Raw genomic sequence first — 14,794 nt, 5'->3', positions numbered from 1 at the left:
GCCGGTTGGCCGGAGCGCCTCATGCTGCGATAGATGAGGGGGAATCGAGAGAAAACAACCGGTGCCTGCGCGCAGCAGGCAGTGTGTGCGTCAGAAGCGGACTATCAGGTCCAGATTGATGTTGCCCAGCACCGCACCCTGACGGATTTCGCCGGCGAGACCCAGCTCCACGACGGTGTGGGTGGCGACCCGTGCGCTGGCGGAGACGCCGGCCTGCACGAAGGTCTTACCGACGTCGGGCGTACGCAGCGTCATTGCGACGCCCGCCAGCGTGGTGTTCAGGCGCGGCTGGATCAGACCCGACGTGTCGGCTCCGACGCCCAGGTGGGCGCGGTAGGTGAAGCGCTGAGCCGCCGGGTCAGAGCTGGCGAAGGTCGGCGCGGAGGCAAGCGATACGCCGAGCACGGCGCGTACGCCGTCATCGCTGAAGCGGCGTACGCCCAGTGCGGCAGCGCTGTCGCCCTCGTTGAACGCGGACTGGCGCACGTGCTGCCAGGTCAGGCGGGCATAGGGGGTGACGCGGCCAGGCGCGACATCGTGGGCGCGGCCGATGCCCAGGCTGACGAGCGCGTCGCCGCCGTGGATGTCGTTCGCGTCGAGCGCCGTGGCGCTGCCGAGAGGATCGTTGCGCGTGTTGTCGGTCGAACTGAGGCCGATGCTGGCCATGCCGTCGAGCACCCAGTCGCTGACCGGACGCTGGCCATACGCGAAGATCGTGCCCTGTTGAACCGTGCCCGACCCGGAGCGGGCGGAAACCCGGGTGGTCGACAGCGCGAAGCCGGCACCCAGCGTGTGGCCGTCGGCGGTGTGCATGTCGGCACCGAAAGCCAGTTGATACAGATGGCTGGAAAAGCCGCTGGCGTTTTCGTCGCCCGAGCGATTGCCGCCTTGGTAGGTGATGCCGCCCCACACCCTGTTGCCGGTGCGCGCGACGCTGTCCACTTGTGCGAGCACCGTTTGCTGCAGTCGCCGCGTGGCCTGCGGAACCATTGCCAGACTTGCGCCATGCGTTTCACCCGCCAGCGAACGCGCGAATGACGGCAGCGCTGTGGCGCCTTGCGTTGCGGCCGCCTGCAGCAGGGTGGTTTGCGCCACACCCGCCGTACCGGCCAGATTCAGTTCGACCAGCCGGTCCAGCGCGTCGCCGGCCGACCGGGCATTCGCGCTGCCGTCAGCCAGCACGCTGCGGTAGGACAGCGGGATCACCAGCAGGTCGATGCTCCGGCTGCCGGCCACATCGTAGAAAGCCGCGAACTGCGTGCCGGCGGCGAGGCCGGCCGGCTGGGTCAGTGTCGTGAAGCGGCCGGTGATGCCGCTATCTGCGCTGATGATGCGGAAGCGCTCGCCGAGCGCCGGCACATGCGGCGCGCTGCCGAATCCGGGCTCGCCCGGCGTGAACAGGTTCAGCAGTTGTGGCGTGAGCGTGGCGCCGGGCTGGATGACGAACTGCCCGCCGGTGATTTCGAGGAAGCTGTAGAAACCGGTCGCTCCGGCAGGCGTGGTGCTCGCCGCCTGCACGGTGCCTGCGATGTCCTGCTGATAGGTACTGCCGGTATTTTGCGCGACGGTGGCGTTCACGGCGATGAAACCGGGCGAGTTGCCGGGTTTGAAGGTGCCAGCGACGGTGACCGGGCCGGCGATCGTGCCGGTGCCCATCAGCACGGCGCCCGGCGCGACGAATACCGCGCCGCTCCCCAGGGCCGAATCGCCGTCGATCGCGACCGTGCCGGACGCGATGGTCGTGCCGCCGCCATAGCTGTTCAGGCCGGACAGCGTCAGCCGGCCTGTGCCGGCTATCGTCAGACCGCCGGCGCCAGACAACACGCCGGACAGCGTGGCGCTGCCGCCGGTCGGCGAGGTGAGGGTGCCGCCGCTGCCGCCCACGGCGAACGCCTGTGCCGACGCGTCGTCGGCCGCGAGCGTCAGCGTGCCGCCGTCGAATACCGGATTGGTCGTCACGCCGACGCTGTCCAGCGTGAAGGTGCCGCCGGTCGTGATGTCGGTGCTTGCCGGCGCGAAAATCAGATCCCACACGGTGCTGCTGCCGGAGGCGAGATTCAGCGCCCAGGCCAGTCCGCCGAAGCTGCCGCTGGTGGCGCCGCTCAGGTTCGCGGCAGCCATTCCGGTCAGCACGCCGGAATAGGTGCCGGTGGCGACGGTGGACGTGCCGTGGATGCCGAACATCGTGGCGCCGGATACGCCCGCTCCGGCCAGTACGCCATAGGTGCCGGGCGCGTTGATGATGATGTTGTAGCGGGTCGGCAGGTCGCCGGCATAGGTCAGCGCGCCACCCGCGTTGCCGGCACCCTGCAGGTTGTTGAGGGTGCCGATGCTACCGCCCGAGGCCGTGATGTCGGCGAACGGCCCGGACACGGTGCCGGTGTTGGTGATCGTGCCGATGGTGCCGCCGTTGTTCACGATGGCGCGCCGGACGCCGGAGGCGATCGTGCCGGTATTGATCAGCGTGTCGAGCGTGCCGTTGTTGGTGATCGCCCACTGCGCGGCGGTATAGATGTTGCCGTTGTTGGTCAGCGTGGCGGATGTGCTGGTTGACAGCACCGAAATCGGGTCGCCATTGCGGCCGCTGCCGGCATTGTTCGAGACCGTGACGCCGGAATTGATCGTCACGTTCGCGCCGGTGTTCATGCGCAGTGGCGTGGTGCTGCCACCGTCGCAGTTCGCACCGATCACGATGCTCGACGTGACCGTGACGCCGCCGTTGCAGGCGGCGATGGCGCGGCCCGCGGGCAGTGCCGTGCACAGGACGAAGGCCGCGGATACGGTCCATCGCCCGGCTCGGGCCTTGAAACTGTGGTGATGCACTCGACACCTGACTTTCATGAAACCCGGCGAATTGCGTCGAGGTTTGCAGCGTTGGAAGAAGCTTGTGGTGTGACCGGCACTGCCGGAGTGCCGTGATGCGCGATCGATCATGCGCCCATGTTCGATCGCCGTTTGACCGATCAGACGGCTGAAAGACGCGTTGTTCCGTGTCGACCCGAAGCCGCGCCGCGACGCGGAAGGTTCCGCCCCATGGTGCTCGAGTCGGCCCGGTCGCGCCGGCAAAGGTGTGAGCAGCTGAAATGTTCCGGCGTTTTTGCCCCGACATGCTGTAGAACCGACGGACATGGTCACGCCTGCATTTATATATGCGGATGTGGTGGCACCCCGGTTCAAGCCGGCACACGGACCCTCACGGATGGCGAAGCGCAGCTGGACCTCGATCTTCACCCGAAGCATGACGCGCAGTCTGGCGACCTTGCAGCGCTCGGCGCTGCGTTCGGCATTGCCGGCCACGCGGCGTGCGCTCAAGGCGGTCACGCCGACGGTCGCGCGTGTCAAGCCGGTCGCACGTGGACGAACCGCAGTCAAGGCGCCGGGCAAGGGCGCCACTGCAGCCGGGCAGTGGCTGCCGGGCGTGGCGATCGGTCCGTCCGGTGCGCGTCGCTACCGGCTGTACCGCCCGGCTGGCATTCGTCCCGGCGAGCGGGTGCCGCTGCTCGTGATGCTGCACGGCTGCGGGCAGGACGCGAAGGGGTTTGCCGACAGCACGCGGATGAATCGCATTGCGGCACGCGAGGGCTTTCTGGTGCTGTATCCGGAACAGGAGCGGCTGGCCAATGCCCAAGGCTGCTGGAACTGGTTCGATACCCGATCCGGCCGTGCCTGGGGCGAAGTCGCACTGATCATGGCCGCCATCGATCAGGTGTGCACGCTCTATCCGGCCGATCTCGAACGGGTCGCCGTGGCCGGTCTGTCGGCTGGCGCCAGCATGGCGGCGCTGCTGGTGACGCGGCATCCGACGCGATTCCGCGCGCTGGTGATGCATTCGGGCGTGCCGCCGGGCAGTGCCCATTCGACGCTGAGTGCGCTCGGCGCCATGCGCGGACGGCGTCCGGCGGCAGCGCTGCCGGCTGTGCCGATGGCGTTGACGGTCAACCTGCCACCGCTGCTCGTGATCCACGGCGGACGCGACGCGGTGGTCGCGCCGGGCAATGGCGACACGGCCGCGCAAGGGTGGGCCGATGCCGCTGGTGCGTCTGCGGGGGCGCCGCGCACCATGCAGCGTGGCAAACGGCACCCGATGACGGTGACCGATTTCCGGCTGCGTGGCCGCACAGTGGTGACGCAGATCGGCATCCCCGGCCTCGCGCATGCCTGGAGCGGTGGCGCTGCGAGCGAGCCCTATGGCGATGCGAAGGGCCCCGATGCGTCGCGCATGGTGTGGGCGTTTGCCGCCCGGCAGTTCAAGTCCTGAGGCGGGTCGGCGGCCCGGCGCGGGTCCGATCGCAGCGTAACCCGGTGCTGTGCGGACTTCCCGAACGCGCTCCGTCGGGCGGATGATCCTGTCAGGCGCAGCGATCGCTGTCGAAACCGGCAGCCTTCGTTCGTCGACCCTGCATCGGCGTCCCGCCCGTACGAGGAGCACACCATGTCATCCGATCACACCCGCGTTCGGCCGCCCGGCCCGACACGTCAGGTCACCCTGCTGGTCGCGACCCGCAAGGGCGCGTGGTTCTATCACGGCGACCCGGAGCGCGGCAGCTGGCGCACCGACGGGCCGCACTTTCTCGGCCACGTCATCAGCCATGTCGTGCTTGACCCGCGTGATGGCCGCACGCTGCTTGCAGCCGCGAAAACCGGTCACCTCGGGCCGACCATTTTCCGCTCGACCGATTTCGGTGCCAACTGGACCGAAGCGGCACGGCCGCCCGCGTTCGCCCGCGCCGAGGGCGGCGCCGGGCGCAGTGTTGATCACACCTTCTGGCTCGCGCCCGGCCCGGCGGTCGAACCGGGCGTGTGGTACGCCGGCACGTCGCCGCAGGGCCTGTTCCGGTCGGACGACGGCGGCGTCAGCTGGGCGCCATTCTCGTGCATCAACGACCATCCGGACTACCTGAAATGGATGGGTACGGTACAGGATGGCACGCCCGATGGCCCCAAGCTGCACTCCATCATCGTGGACCCGCGCGATCCGTCGCATCTGTACTTTGCGATGTCCGGCGGTGGCGTGCACGAATCGCTCGATGGCGGCCGCAGTTTCGCGCCGCTGATCGACGGCCTTGACGTGGTGGAAGGCTTCGATGCGTCACAGCCCACCTTCCACGACCCGCACTGCGTGCGACTGTGCCCGACCAACCCGGATCGGCTGTACCAGCAGAATCATTGCGGCATCTACCGGCTCGACCGGCCGGACACGCGCTGGCGCAAGATCGGCGACACGATGCCGTCCGAGGTGGGCGAGATCGGCTTCCCGATGGTGGTGCATCCGCGCGACGCCGACACCGCCTGGGTGTTTCCGATGGACGGCACATCGGTGTGGCCGCGCACCAGTCCGGACGGGCGGCCGGCGGTCTATGCGACGCGCAATGCGGGCGCCAGCTGGCAGCGTCTCGACGCCGGCCTGCCGAAGGCTCAGGCCTGGTGGACGGTGAAACGCCAGGCCATGACGGCCGACGGCCAGGACACGATCGGCCTGTATTTTGGCACCACCAGCGGCGAGCTGTGGGCCAGTCGCGACGAGGGTGCGCACTGGACCTGCATCGCGCAGCACCTGCCGGACATCTATGCGGTCGAGGTGGCGGAGCGGCCCGCGCCGTGACCGCTGCGCGGAAAGTCGTCCGATGAGGGTGCTGATCCCGAGCGCCCTGCGCGCCTACACCGAAAGCGCTCATGCCGAGGCATCCGGCGCCACGCTGGCTGACGTGCTCGACGCGCTCGACGGCCAGTACCCGGGCATCCGCTTTCGCATGATCGACGAGCAGGGTCGCATCCGCCGCCACATCCGCATCTTCTTCGACGGTGAACAGGTACGCGACCTCGCGCAGCCGCTGCGCGCGGACGGCGAACTGATCATCGTGCAGGCGCTCAGCGGCGGCTGACAGCGCCCCGACTGTCGCGGACTGCGTGAATACCGCAGGGCAGCGGCGTCGCCGGTCGCCCCGCAGATGCGTGACCCGCGCCCGGGGGCGTGCGAACGCCGTGTCGCCGCCGGGCGCTTCCATTAATATGCGGGACCGAAAATCCGGGGCGCTCGCAGTTGGCGAGCCTTCTGCTCCGCGCCACCATCCGGTCACACTCCGCTGAACACGCGGTAGCGGGCCGTCAGACGCTGTTGCGCATCGCAGGGCGCACAGGTGCGCGAAGGCCCCCTCACGAGACCGCCCGATGTCGTCTTCTGATCTTCACGATCGACTGTTTGTCCGGCTGCAGCATGTGTTGCCCAAGCAGGCGCTGACCCGGTTCGCCGAATTCGTCGCCAATTCCCGCGCGCCATGGACGCGCGGCATCATTCCGTGGTTCATCCGCAAGTACGGCGTGGACATGAGCGAGGCGGCCGATCCGGACCCGACGCACTACGCCTGCTTCAACGACTTCTTCACCCGGGCGCTGCGCGACGGCGTGCGTCCGCTGGCCGACGCGCCCTTCGTAAGCCCGGTCGATGGCTCGGTGATCGACTGCGTGACGCTGCGTGACGCCACCATCCTGCAGGTGAAGGGGCACGCCTATTGCGCCCAGGCGCTGGTGGGCGGCGATGCCGCGCTGGCTGCGCCCTTCGAAGGCGGTGAGGCGATTTCGATCTACCTCAGCCCGAAGGACTACCACCGTATCCACATGCCGTGCGACGGGCGGCTGCGGCGCATGATTCATGTGCCGGGTACGCTGTATTCGGTGAATCCTGCGACGGTGGCCGGTGTACCCGGACTGTTCGCGCGCAACGAGCGCGTGGTGTGCCTGTTCGATTCGGCATTTGGTCCCTTCGTGCTGACGCTGGTCGGCGCCATGGCGGTCGGCAGCATGCAGACCGTCTGGCACGGTCTGATCAACCCGCCGCGCCCCGGTACGCTGCGCGACTGGCGCTACGACGAGCAGGACATCCGGCTCGCACGCGGCGAGGAAATGGGGCGCTTCCTGCTCGGCTCGACCGTGGTGATGCTGTTCCCGAAGAACGTGCTGCGCGCACGCGCCGACTGGACGCCCGGGCGCAGCGTGCGCATGGGCGAGGAGATGGCGGAAGCGATGGCGGCAGCGCCGGGGCGCTGACCGGAGCCGCCAAGGCCGCCGGCGTCGGATGAAGTTCGTGGCGCCATCGGCAGAATCAACGATTTTCAGGTCATTCGTGTCCTCAGCCGCAGGGCGTCGGTGTGGCGGTACAGCGCGATTCGACCGCTTCACGGGCGAAGCCCCCGTAACTGCCCGACGACGGATCTTTGACCACAGAAAGCACCCCGGTGCCCAGGCCGGACCGGGCGCCGTCGCACCAGGCATGACATGACGGACGCGGCATTGGACGATCCTCCTGGAATGCAGCATTCTCGCGACTGTCGACTTGATCCGGAGACGTGCGTGATCGCCCGCCGTATTGCATTCCGCTGCCTGCGCCTGTTCTTTCTGATCTGTGCCGCGACCGGCTCGGCCGGCGCATTTTCCCAGGCGCCGGATGCGCCGCCTGCGCCGGTCATTGCGCCTGACCGACCAGTGTTCGAGTTGTCGCGCGGCGGCAGCGTCGACGTTGAAGAAGACACTCTGTTCGTGAATCGACGCCGCATCGTGACCTTTCGGGCCACGCTGCTGGACGATGCGCCTGCGGTTCGCGCCCAGCAGGCCGAGGCGACGCTGGAGCGCATGCTGGCGGGCGGAGGTCCGGCCGCCATCACGCTGATGCGTGAAGGCGCGACCGCCAGCCTGAAGTTCGATGGCGAACGGGTGTTCCATCTGGTGGCCGACGATGTCGGGCCGTCTTCCGGCCTGTCGTTCAATGCGGCGGCCGAAGAAGTGCAGCGTCGCCTGCAGGCCGCCGTACTCGAAGTGCGTGAAAAGGGCGATGCGCGACGCATCGGTCAGGGGCTCGCCTGGTCCGCCGGTGCAACGCTGCTCGCCCTGCTGCTGCTGAAGGGCGTGTTCTGGCTGCGTCGCAAACTGGCGGAGCGGCTCGATCGGCGTCTCGCGGCATGGCAGCAGGACCGATCCGCCGGCGATCTGCTTGCCGCCTATGCCGAGCACGCCCGCCGCGTGCTGAACGCCGTGTCGCGCGGACTGAGCTGGCTGGCGGCGGTGCTGCTGATCGACGCGTGGCTCACCTTCGTGCTGCATCAGTTCGCCTGGTCCCGTCCGTGGGGCGAGCGCTCTACAGCCTGGCTGCTCGACGTGCTTGCGCAGTTTGCGTGGGCCATTGCGGGTGCGATCCCCGGACTGGTGATCGCAGTGCTCATTTTCCTGCTGGCACGCGTCAGTTCAAGGGCGCTCGGCGCGCTGCTCGAACGGGTCGAAAGCGGCGAGGCCAGGGTAGCCGGGCTGGACGTCGATACCGCGGGGCCGACGCGCCGCCTCGGCAATCTGATCATCTGGCTGTTTGCGTTGGCGATGGCGTATCCCTACCTGCCCGGTTCGCACAGCGAGGCGTTCAAGGGCGTGTCGGTGCTGGCCGGCCTGATGCTGTCGCTCGGTGCTTCCAGCATCGTCGGTCAGGTGCTGTCGGGTTTCAGCCTGATGTACTCCCGCTCGCTGCGTCCGGGTGAATATGTGAAGGCCGGCGAAACCGAAGGCACGGTGATGAACATCGGTTTGTTCGCGACCCGGATCCATACCGGCATGGGCGAGGAGGTGAGCATTCCGAACGCGGTCATGTTCAGCCACCCGGTGCGCAACTTTTCCCGCCTGGTGACCGATGGCCATTTCGTCGTACACACGACGGTCACCATCGGCTACGCCACACCCTGGCGACAGGTGCATGCCATGCTGCTCGAAGCCGCACGGCGCACGCCGGGTGTCGCGCAGACGCCGCTGCCCTATGTGCTGCAGACTGCGCTGTCCGACTTCTATGTCGAATACAGGATGTGCGCGCAGATCGACAAGAGCGCGCCGGCACGGCGCGCCGAAGCGCTGAACCAGCTGCACGGCAACATCCAGGACGTGTTCAACGAGTACGGCGTCCAGATCATGTCGCCGCATTACATGGCCGATACGCCGACGCCGCAGGTGGTACCGCCGTCCGGATGGTGGCCCAGTCCGGCACAGCCGCCGCACGAACCGGAACGCGTCTGACCGGTTGTCGTCTGCGTTCTGCCGCTCGCGGTCGACAATCAGGAGGCGGATTTCTCCCACCGCGACCGGCGCGCGGCAATCGTCCATCTGCAACGCGTGAGCGCACTCGAAAGCACGGTGATCATCGTCACGTGCGGCTGTCGGTCGGTGGCGTGCCGGACTGCTGGATCTGCGCAGTTCAACCCGTGCCCAATGTGGCGGGCACTCGCATGGCGGGGGGCGCTTGTGCAGTGGCCCTGTGCGCCGGCGCCGGCTGCGCCGCGGAGCGAAGTGCCGGCGTGGTCGAAGTCAGAAAATCGCTGGGCGCAAGACGCTGTATCTAGTTATCCGGACGCTGCAGCACACTACGGGTACCGTTCTGCGGCGCAGATCAATGGCAGCTTCGCAACACTTTCAAGTCAGCCGGAAATCCCTTGCAAGCGCTGCTTCGAGAAATAGCCGGTGTGCTGTGATCCTTTCCCGGCAACGGTTTCAGGACGCCGGTCCGGAGCGCTTTTGGCAATGCCGAGGGAATAATCGTCTGAAACGCAGGTCAAAAGTCGGAAAAAAATCTGGACTTTTGTGTGGATTGTTGCTTTAAAACCTGATGGTTATGTAATACTTTCGGCCCATGAATCAGTCCCTTGTGACGAAATCTTCAAGCCTCTTGTCAGTTATCGCGCTGACCGGCGATTCGGGTCGCCTGTCCCCGATGAAGTCGATTGCATCTCCCCCGGTCCAAACCCCGAACAGCCGATCGCGATCGGCCATTTCATCCGCCCTCCCATCCTGTCGTCACCGTGTGCGTGGGTCCGTTCCGCACGAGGTCGGTCAATGCAGGTCTGCATGCGTCGTGCACGCGAAGGCGGCGCAATGCATGACCGCCATTGCGCGTTCCCGGGCGATGGCCAGGGTCGATACACGCGAAGGAATTCACGGTATGGAGCGATCCCGCCTTCATTAGTACTTTTGAATGTCGTAAGCAGCGTCGGGCTGCATACGAAGATGAACCGGACATCCGGACGACATGTGTTGTCCGGGCGTCCTGCGGATAGGTGATCCGCTGGCAGATGCGGAGCGATCTGCATGGGCCGAAAAGTGTTCCTGGCGATGCGCAGGGTGCGCACCGTCGTGAACGGACCTTCCGCCACCGGAGGGGCTGAGGTGCTGTCAATTCCTGTTATCCAGAGGAGAGTAGTCATGGCTGAAGCTGACGCAAAGAAGGGGGCGAAGAAGGCGAGTGCCCCGAGTAAAGCTGCTGCGAAACCTGCAGCGAAGAAGGCCGCACCGGTGAAGGCTGCGGCCAAGCCGGCGGCAAAGCCCGCTGCGAAGAAGGCTGCACCGGCGAAGGCTGCGGCCAAGCCGGCGGCAAAGCCCGCTGCGAAGAAGGCTGCACCGGCGAAGGCTGCGGCCAAGCCGGCAGCGAAGCCCGCTGCGAAGAAGGCTGCACCGGCGAAGGCTGCGGCCAAGCCGGCGGCAAAGCCCGCTGCGAAGAAGGCTGCACCGGCGAAGGCTGCGGCCAAGCCGGCGGCGAAGCCCGCTGCGAAGAAGGCTGCACCGGCAAAGGCTGCGGCCAAGCCGGCGGCGAAGCCCGCTGCGAAGAAGGCTGCACCGGCGAAGGCTGCGGCCAAGCCGGCGGCGAAGCCCGCTGCGAAGAAGGCTGCACCGGCGAAGGTTGCGGCCAAGCCAGCGGCAAAGCCCGCAGCGAAGAAGGCTGCACCGGCAAAGGCTGCGGCCAAGCCGGCGGCGAAGCCCGCTGCGAAGAAGGCTGCACCGGCGAAGGCTGCGGCCAAGCCGGCGGCAAAGCCCGCTGCGAAGAAGGCTGCACCGGCGAAGGCTGCGGCCAAGCCGGCGGCAAAGCCCGCTGCGAAGAAGGCTGCACCGGCGAAGGCCACAGCCAAGCCGGCAGCGAAGCCCGCTGCGAAGAAGGTGGCTGCACCGGCTGCGACGAAAGTGGTTTCGAAGTCGTCCGATCCGGCGCCGGCGCCCGCTGCTCCCGCGCCTGCAACGCCGTCGACGGCTGCCACACCGGGCATCAAGTCATCGTTGAATCCGGCTGCTGCATGGCCGTTCCCGACAGGCTCACGCCCGTCCTGAGCGTTTTCTGCTCGCGTGGAGGCCTTCGTGCCTCCACGGTTTTTTCTTTCCGCTTCGCTGTCGTCCCTTCCTGATTTTCAGTCAAGCGCCGGCGCCTGCCGACACTTCGCTTTACGAAGCTTTACTTGACGAAACTCCGCTGAATCAGCACTATCGCGGCCGGGTTGCTTGGTCGCCCCTCCGGATGAGTGTCCATCACGACAACGTCATCCGCTGTTTCAACGTGGTCCGACAGCGCCCAGCGCTGATCAGACTGTCCAGATGTTCCGGCATATCCCCATGCCGCGAATCATGCGATCGAAAAGCCCCTGTACGCGTGTTTGACGCGCGTCACGGCAACGATCCCTGACAAGGATCCCTCAGACATCCGTCGTACCTCGTTGCGAGGCGACGCGCGGACGTTCGAAAGGAGTGCTGCATGAACAAGCTGTATTCGGTTTTCAAGGGCGTCTTCGCCATCGTCGTTCATTTCGCCCATGGCGGTTTGCTCGCCGTCGGTGTGATGGTGAGCGTATTCATCGGAATGCGGGTATCGGAAGCAGGACTGACACCGCAGATCATGCCGTCGCTGCCCGAGTTTTCGCTGATCAATGCGATCGAGCCGGCCAGTGGAAATGCGCCGTCATCGCTCGACTTCATCATGACGCGTGACGAGGCGCCGGCGTCCGGGCAGAAGCTGTCTGCACAGCAGAAGGCCCTGATCGACCAGGTGTCGCGCCGTCATCGCGTGGCCCGTGCTGCGGTCGAGCAATACATTCCGCACATCTATTCCGCAGCCACACAGTACCGGATCGATCCTCTGCTTCTGGTGGCGCTGATCTCCGTCGAGTCGGCATTCAACCCGACTGCCGAAAGCGTGTGGGGAGCGCAGGGCCTGACCCAGGTCATTCCGCGTTTCCACCCGGAGAAGCTTGCGCTGCACGGGCCGGACGCGACGCTGCTCGAACCGCGCATCAGCATCCATGTCGGCGCGCAGGTGCTGCGCGAGTACATCCGCTCGGCGGGATCGGTCGAAGGCGGCCTGCAGCGCTATGTCGGATCGATCGAGGATCCGGATCTGGTGTACTCGAACAAGGTACTGAACGAGTACCGCCGTCTGCAGGGCCTGTTCGCGCCGCCGATGCAGACGGCACAGGCTGCCATCTGAGGCATGCAGCCGCCCGGGCGCTCGCCCGGTGTTCGATAAGCGACAGCCAACGGTAAACCACAGCCCGCGCTGCTCGCCGAACAGCTAAAATCCTGAGTTTTCGCACTGCACCATGCCCACCCACCAGGTGGGTCGTGGTCGCAGTGTCGTATCACTCGATCGGAGGATTTGCTGTTCATCATGGACGAACATATTCGCGCTGCCGCGCTGGACTACCACCGCAAGCCCGGTCCGGGCAAGATTTCCGTCGTACCGACCAAGGCACTGACCAACCAGCAGGACCTTTCGCTCGCCTACTCGCCCGGCGTTGCCGCCGCGTGCGAGGAAATCGTCGCCAACCCGCTTGAAGTGAGTTCGCTCACGGCGCGCGGCAATCTGATCGGCGTCATCACCAACGGTACGGCGGTTCTGGGCCTCGGCCCGATCGGTCCGCTGGCCGCCAAGCCGGTAATGGAAGGCAAGGCGGTGCTGTTCAAGAAGTTCGCCAACATCGATGTGTTCGATATCGAGCTTGACGAGCGCGACCCGGACAAGCTGGTCGACATCATCGCCAGCATGGAACCGACCTTCGGCGGCATCAACCTTGAAGACATCAAGGCGCCGGAGTGCTTCTACATCGAGCGCAAGCTGCGCGAACGGATGAAGATTCCGGTCTTCCATGACGACCAGCACGGCACGGCGATCGTCGTCGGCGCCGCAATACTCAATGGCCTGAAGGCGGTCGGCAAGGACATCCGCGAAGTCAAACTGGTGACCTCCGGTGCCGGCGCGGCCGCACTGGCCTGCCTCGATCTGCTGGTGCTGCTCGGCATGCCGGTCGAGAACATCTGGGTGACCGACATCAAGGGCGTGGTGTACGAAGGTCGCAAGGAAGACATGGAGCCGCTGAAGGCGCGTTACGCCAAGGTGACTGACGCGCGCACACTGGGTGACGTGATCGGCGACGCCGACGTGTTTCTGGGCCTGTCGGCCGGTGGCGTGCTGAAGGCCGACATGGTGATGCGCATGGGACCGCGCCCGCTGATCTTCGCGCTGGCCAACCCGACGCCGGAAATCCTGCCGGAAGAGGTGAAGTCGGTGCGCAGCGATGCAGTGATCGCGACCGGACGTTCGGACTACCCGAACCAGGTCAACAACGTGCTGTGCTTCCCGTTCATCTTCCGCGGTGCGCTAGATGTCGGCGCGACCACGATCACCGAAGAAATGAAGCTGGCCGCGGTGCTGGCGATCGCCGAACTGGCGCAGGTCGAGCAGAGCGAAATCGTGCGTGCCGCCTACGGCGAGCAACCCCTGTCATTCGGGCCGGAGTACCTCATTCCGAAGCCGTTCGACCCGCGTCTCATCGTGAAGATCGCACCGGCCGTGGCACAAGCCGCGATGGATTCCGGCGTGGCGACGCGCCCGATCGAAGACTTCGAAGCCTATCGCCAGCAACTGAACAATCTGGTGTGGATATCCGGCCTCGTCATGAAACCGGTGTTCGCCGAAGCCAAGCGCAATCCGAAACGCATCATCTACGCCGAAGGCGAAGATGAGCGCGTGCTGAGCGCGGTGCGCAACGTGGTGGACGAAGGCATGGCACGACCGATACTGATCGGTCGCCGCGACGTCGTGCTGTCACGCATCCAGAAACTGGGCCTGCGGCTGCGGCCCGAGGTCGATTTCGAACTGGTCACGCCGGACAACGACCCGCGCTACAAGGAGCTGTGGACGCTCTATCACAGCCTGACCGAGCGCAAGGGCATTTCGGTCGATTACGCCAAGCTCGAAGCGCGCCGCCGCACCACGCTGATCGGCGCACTGCTGACCCGGCTGGGTTACGCCGACGGCCTGATCTGCGGCACATTCGGCCACTTTACGCGCCACCTTCAATTCGTGCGCAATGTGCTGGGCCTCAAGGATGGCCTGAGCAACTTCTATGCAATGAATCTGCTGAACCTGCCGGGTCGTACCGTCATGCTGTGCGACACCTATGTCAATTACGACCCGACGGCTGCGCAGGTGGTCGAGATGACCGTACTGGCTGCTGAGGAAGCGCGTCGCTTCGGCATCGAACCGAGGATTGCGCTGTTGTCGCATTCCAACTTCGGTTCCGACAACACGCCGACCGCCGACAAGATGCGCCGCGCGCTGGAAATGCTGCACGCCGACCACCCGCATCTCGAAGTCGAAGGTGAAATGCATGGCGACGCGGCGCTCGACATCGACATCCGTACCCGCATCTTCCCCAATTCCAGATTGCGGGACGAAGCGAATCTGCTTATCTTCCCGACGCTGGATGCGGCGAACATTTCGTACAACCTGCTGAAGACCGCAGCCGGCGAGGGCATGACGATCGGCCCGATATTGCTCGGTGCCAAGCGTCCGGTGCACATCCTCACGCCGACCGCCACCGTGCGGCGCATCGTGAACATGACAGCACTGACCGTGGTCGAGGCGGGGCAGATACGCTGAAGACCCGCGCAGTGCACTGACGCACGCATGCCGGCTGGAACCGGCATGCGCGGCCAGAAGGGGAGGCTTGGT

General features: G+C 66.1%; 9 protein-coding genes. 8 read left to right on the top strand and 1 reads right to left on the bottom strand.

The window, feature by feature from the left end; translation table 11 throughout:
• Positions 1-90: 90 nt before the first annotated feature.
• A complete protein-coding gene (locus tag BSY238_RS04225) occupies positions 91-2,823 on the bottom strand; it encodes an autotransporter outer membrane beta-barrel domain-containing protein (RefSeq protein ID WP_069038043.1) in 2,733 nt (910 codons plus the stop codon).
• A gap of 376 nt (positions 2,824-3,199) precedes the next feature.
• Between BSY238_RS04225 and BSY238_RS04220 the strand changes: the two genes are divergently transcribed.
• From BSY238_RS04220 to BSY238_RS04185, 8 genes are all read left to right on the top strand, one after another.
• A complete protein-coding gene (locus BSY238_RS04220; protein WP_069038042.1) occupies positions 3,200-4,258 on the top strand; it encodes an extracellular catalytic domain type 1 short-chain-length polyhydroxyalkanoate depolymerase in 1,059 nt (352 codons plus the stop codon).
• Between the two features lie 174 nt (positions 4,259-4,432).
• Entirely contained in the window at positions 4,433-5,602 is a 1,170-nt protein-coding gene (locus tag BSY238_RS04215; protein WP_069038041.1) for a WD40/YVTN/BNR-like repeat-containing protein, read from the top strand.
• Between the two features lie 22 nt (positions 5,603-5,624).
• Positions 5,625-5,882: a MoaD/ThiS family protein gene (locus BSY238_RS04210; protein WP_069038040.1), complete on the top strand. Its 258-nt coding sequence runs from the start codon at positions 5,625-5,627 to the stop codon at positions 5,880-5,882.
• Positions 5,883-6,168: 286 nt separating this feature from the next.
• A complete protein-coding gene (gene asd, locus BSY238_RS04205; RefSeq protein ID WP_069038039.1) occupies positions 6,169-7,044 on the top strand; it encodes an archaetidylserine decarboxylase in 876 nt (291 codons plus the stop codon).
• 303 nt (positions 7,045-7,347) lie between these two features.
• Complete coding sequence (locus BSY238_RS04200) at positions 7,348-9,045, top strand: mechanosensitive ion channel family protein (protein WP_190295052.1); 1,698 nt, start codon at positions 7,348-7,350, stop codon at positions 9,043-9,045.
• Between the two features lie 1,179 nt (positions 9,046-10,224).
• The gene (locus BSY238_RS17945) at positions 10,225-11,121 is read left to right on the top strand and encodes a hypothetical protein (protein ID WP_083223912.1); all 897 of its coding nucleotides are present in this window, start codon (positions 10,225-10,227) and stop codon (positions 11,119-11,121) included.
• Positions 11,122-11,539: 418 nt separating this feature from the next.
• On the top strand, positions 11,540-12,268 hold the full coding sequence (locus BSY238_RS04190) for a transglycosylase SLT domain-containing protein (RefSeq protein ID WP_069038037.1): 729 nt from the start codon (positions 11,540-11,542) through the stop codon (positions 12,266-12,268).
• A 180-nt stretch (positions 12,269-12,448) separates the two neighbouring features.
• Positions 12,449-14,722: an NADP-dependent malic enzyme gene (locus BSY238_RS04185; protein WP_069040441.1), complete on the top strand. Its 2,274-nt coding sequence runs from the start codon at positions 12,449-12,451 to the stop codon at positions 14,720-14,722.
• Positions 14,723-14,794: the final 72 nt, after the last annotated feature.

It is taken from the genome of Methyloversatilis sp. RAC08 (genome assembly GCF_001713355.1).
GTDB lineage: Bacteria > Pseudomonadota > Gammaproteobacteria > Burkholderiales > Rhodocyclaceae > Methyloversatilis.
Note: the sequence above shows the minus strand (reverse complement) of the source record. Positions and strands in the feature narration are given on the sequence as shown.

Excerpts from the sequence above, each read along its gene's own strand:
- BSY238_RS04220 (WP_069038042.1), top strand. The coding sequence starts at position 3,200 with ATGGCGAAGCGCAGCTGGACCTCGATCTTCACCCGAAGCATGACGCGC.
- BSY238_RS04215 (WP_069038041.1), top strand. The coding sequence starts at position 4,433 with ATGTCATCCGATCACACCCGCGTTCGGCCGCCCGGCCCGACACGTCAG.
- BSY238_RS04210 (WP_069038040.1), top strand. The coding sequence starts at position 5,625 with ATGAGGGTGCTGATCCCGAGCGCCCTGCGCGCCTACACCGAAAGCGCT.
- asd (WP_069038039.1), top strand. The coding sequence starts at position 6,169 with ATGTCGTCTTCTGATCTTCACGATCGACTGTTTGTCCGGCTGCAGCAT.
- BSY238_RS17945 (WP_083223912.1), top strand. The coding sequence starts at position 10,225 with ATGGCTGAAGCTGACGCAAAGAAGGGGGCGAAGAAGGCGAGTGCCCCG.
- BSY238_RS04190 (WP_069038037.1), top strand. The coding sequence starts at position 11,540 with ATGAACAAGCTGTATTCGGTTTTCAAGGGCGTCTTCGCCATCGTCGTT.
- BSY238_RS04185 (WP_069040441.1), top strand. The coding sequence starts at position 12,449 with ATGGACGAACATATTCGCGCTGCCGCGCTGGACTACCACCGCAAGCCC.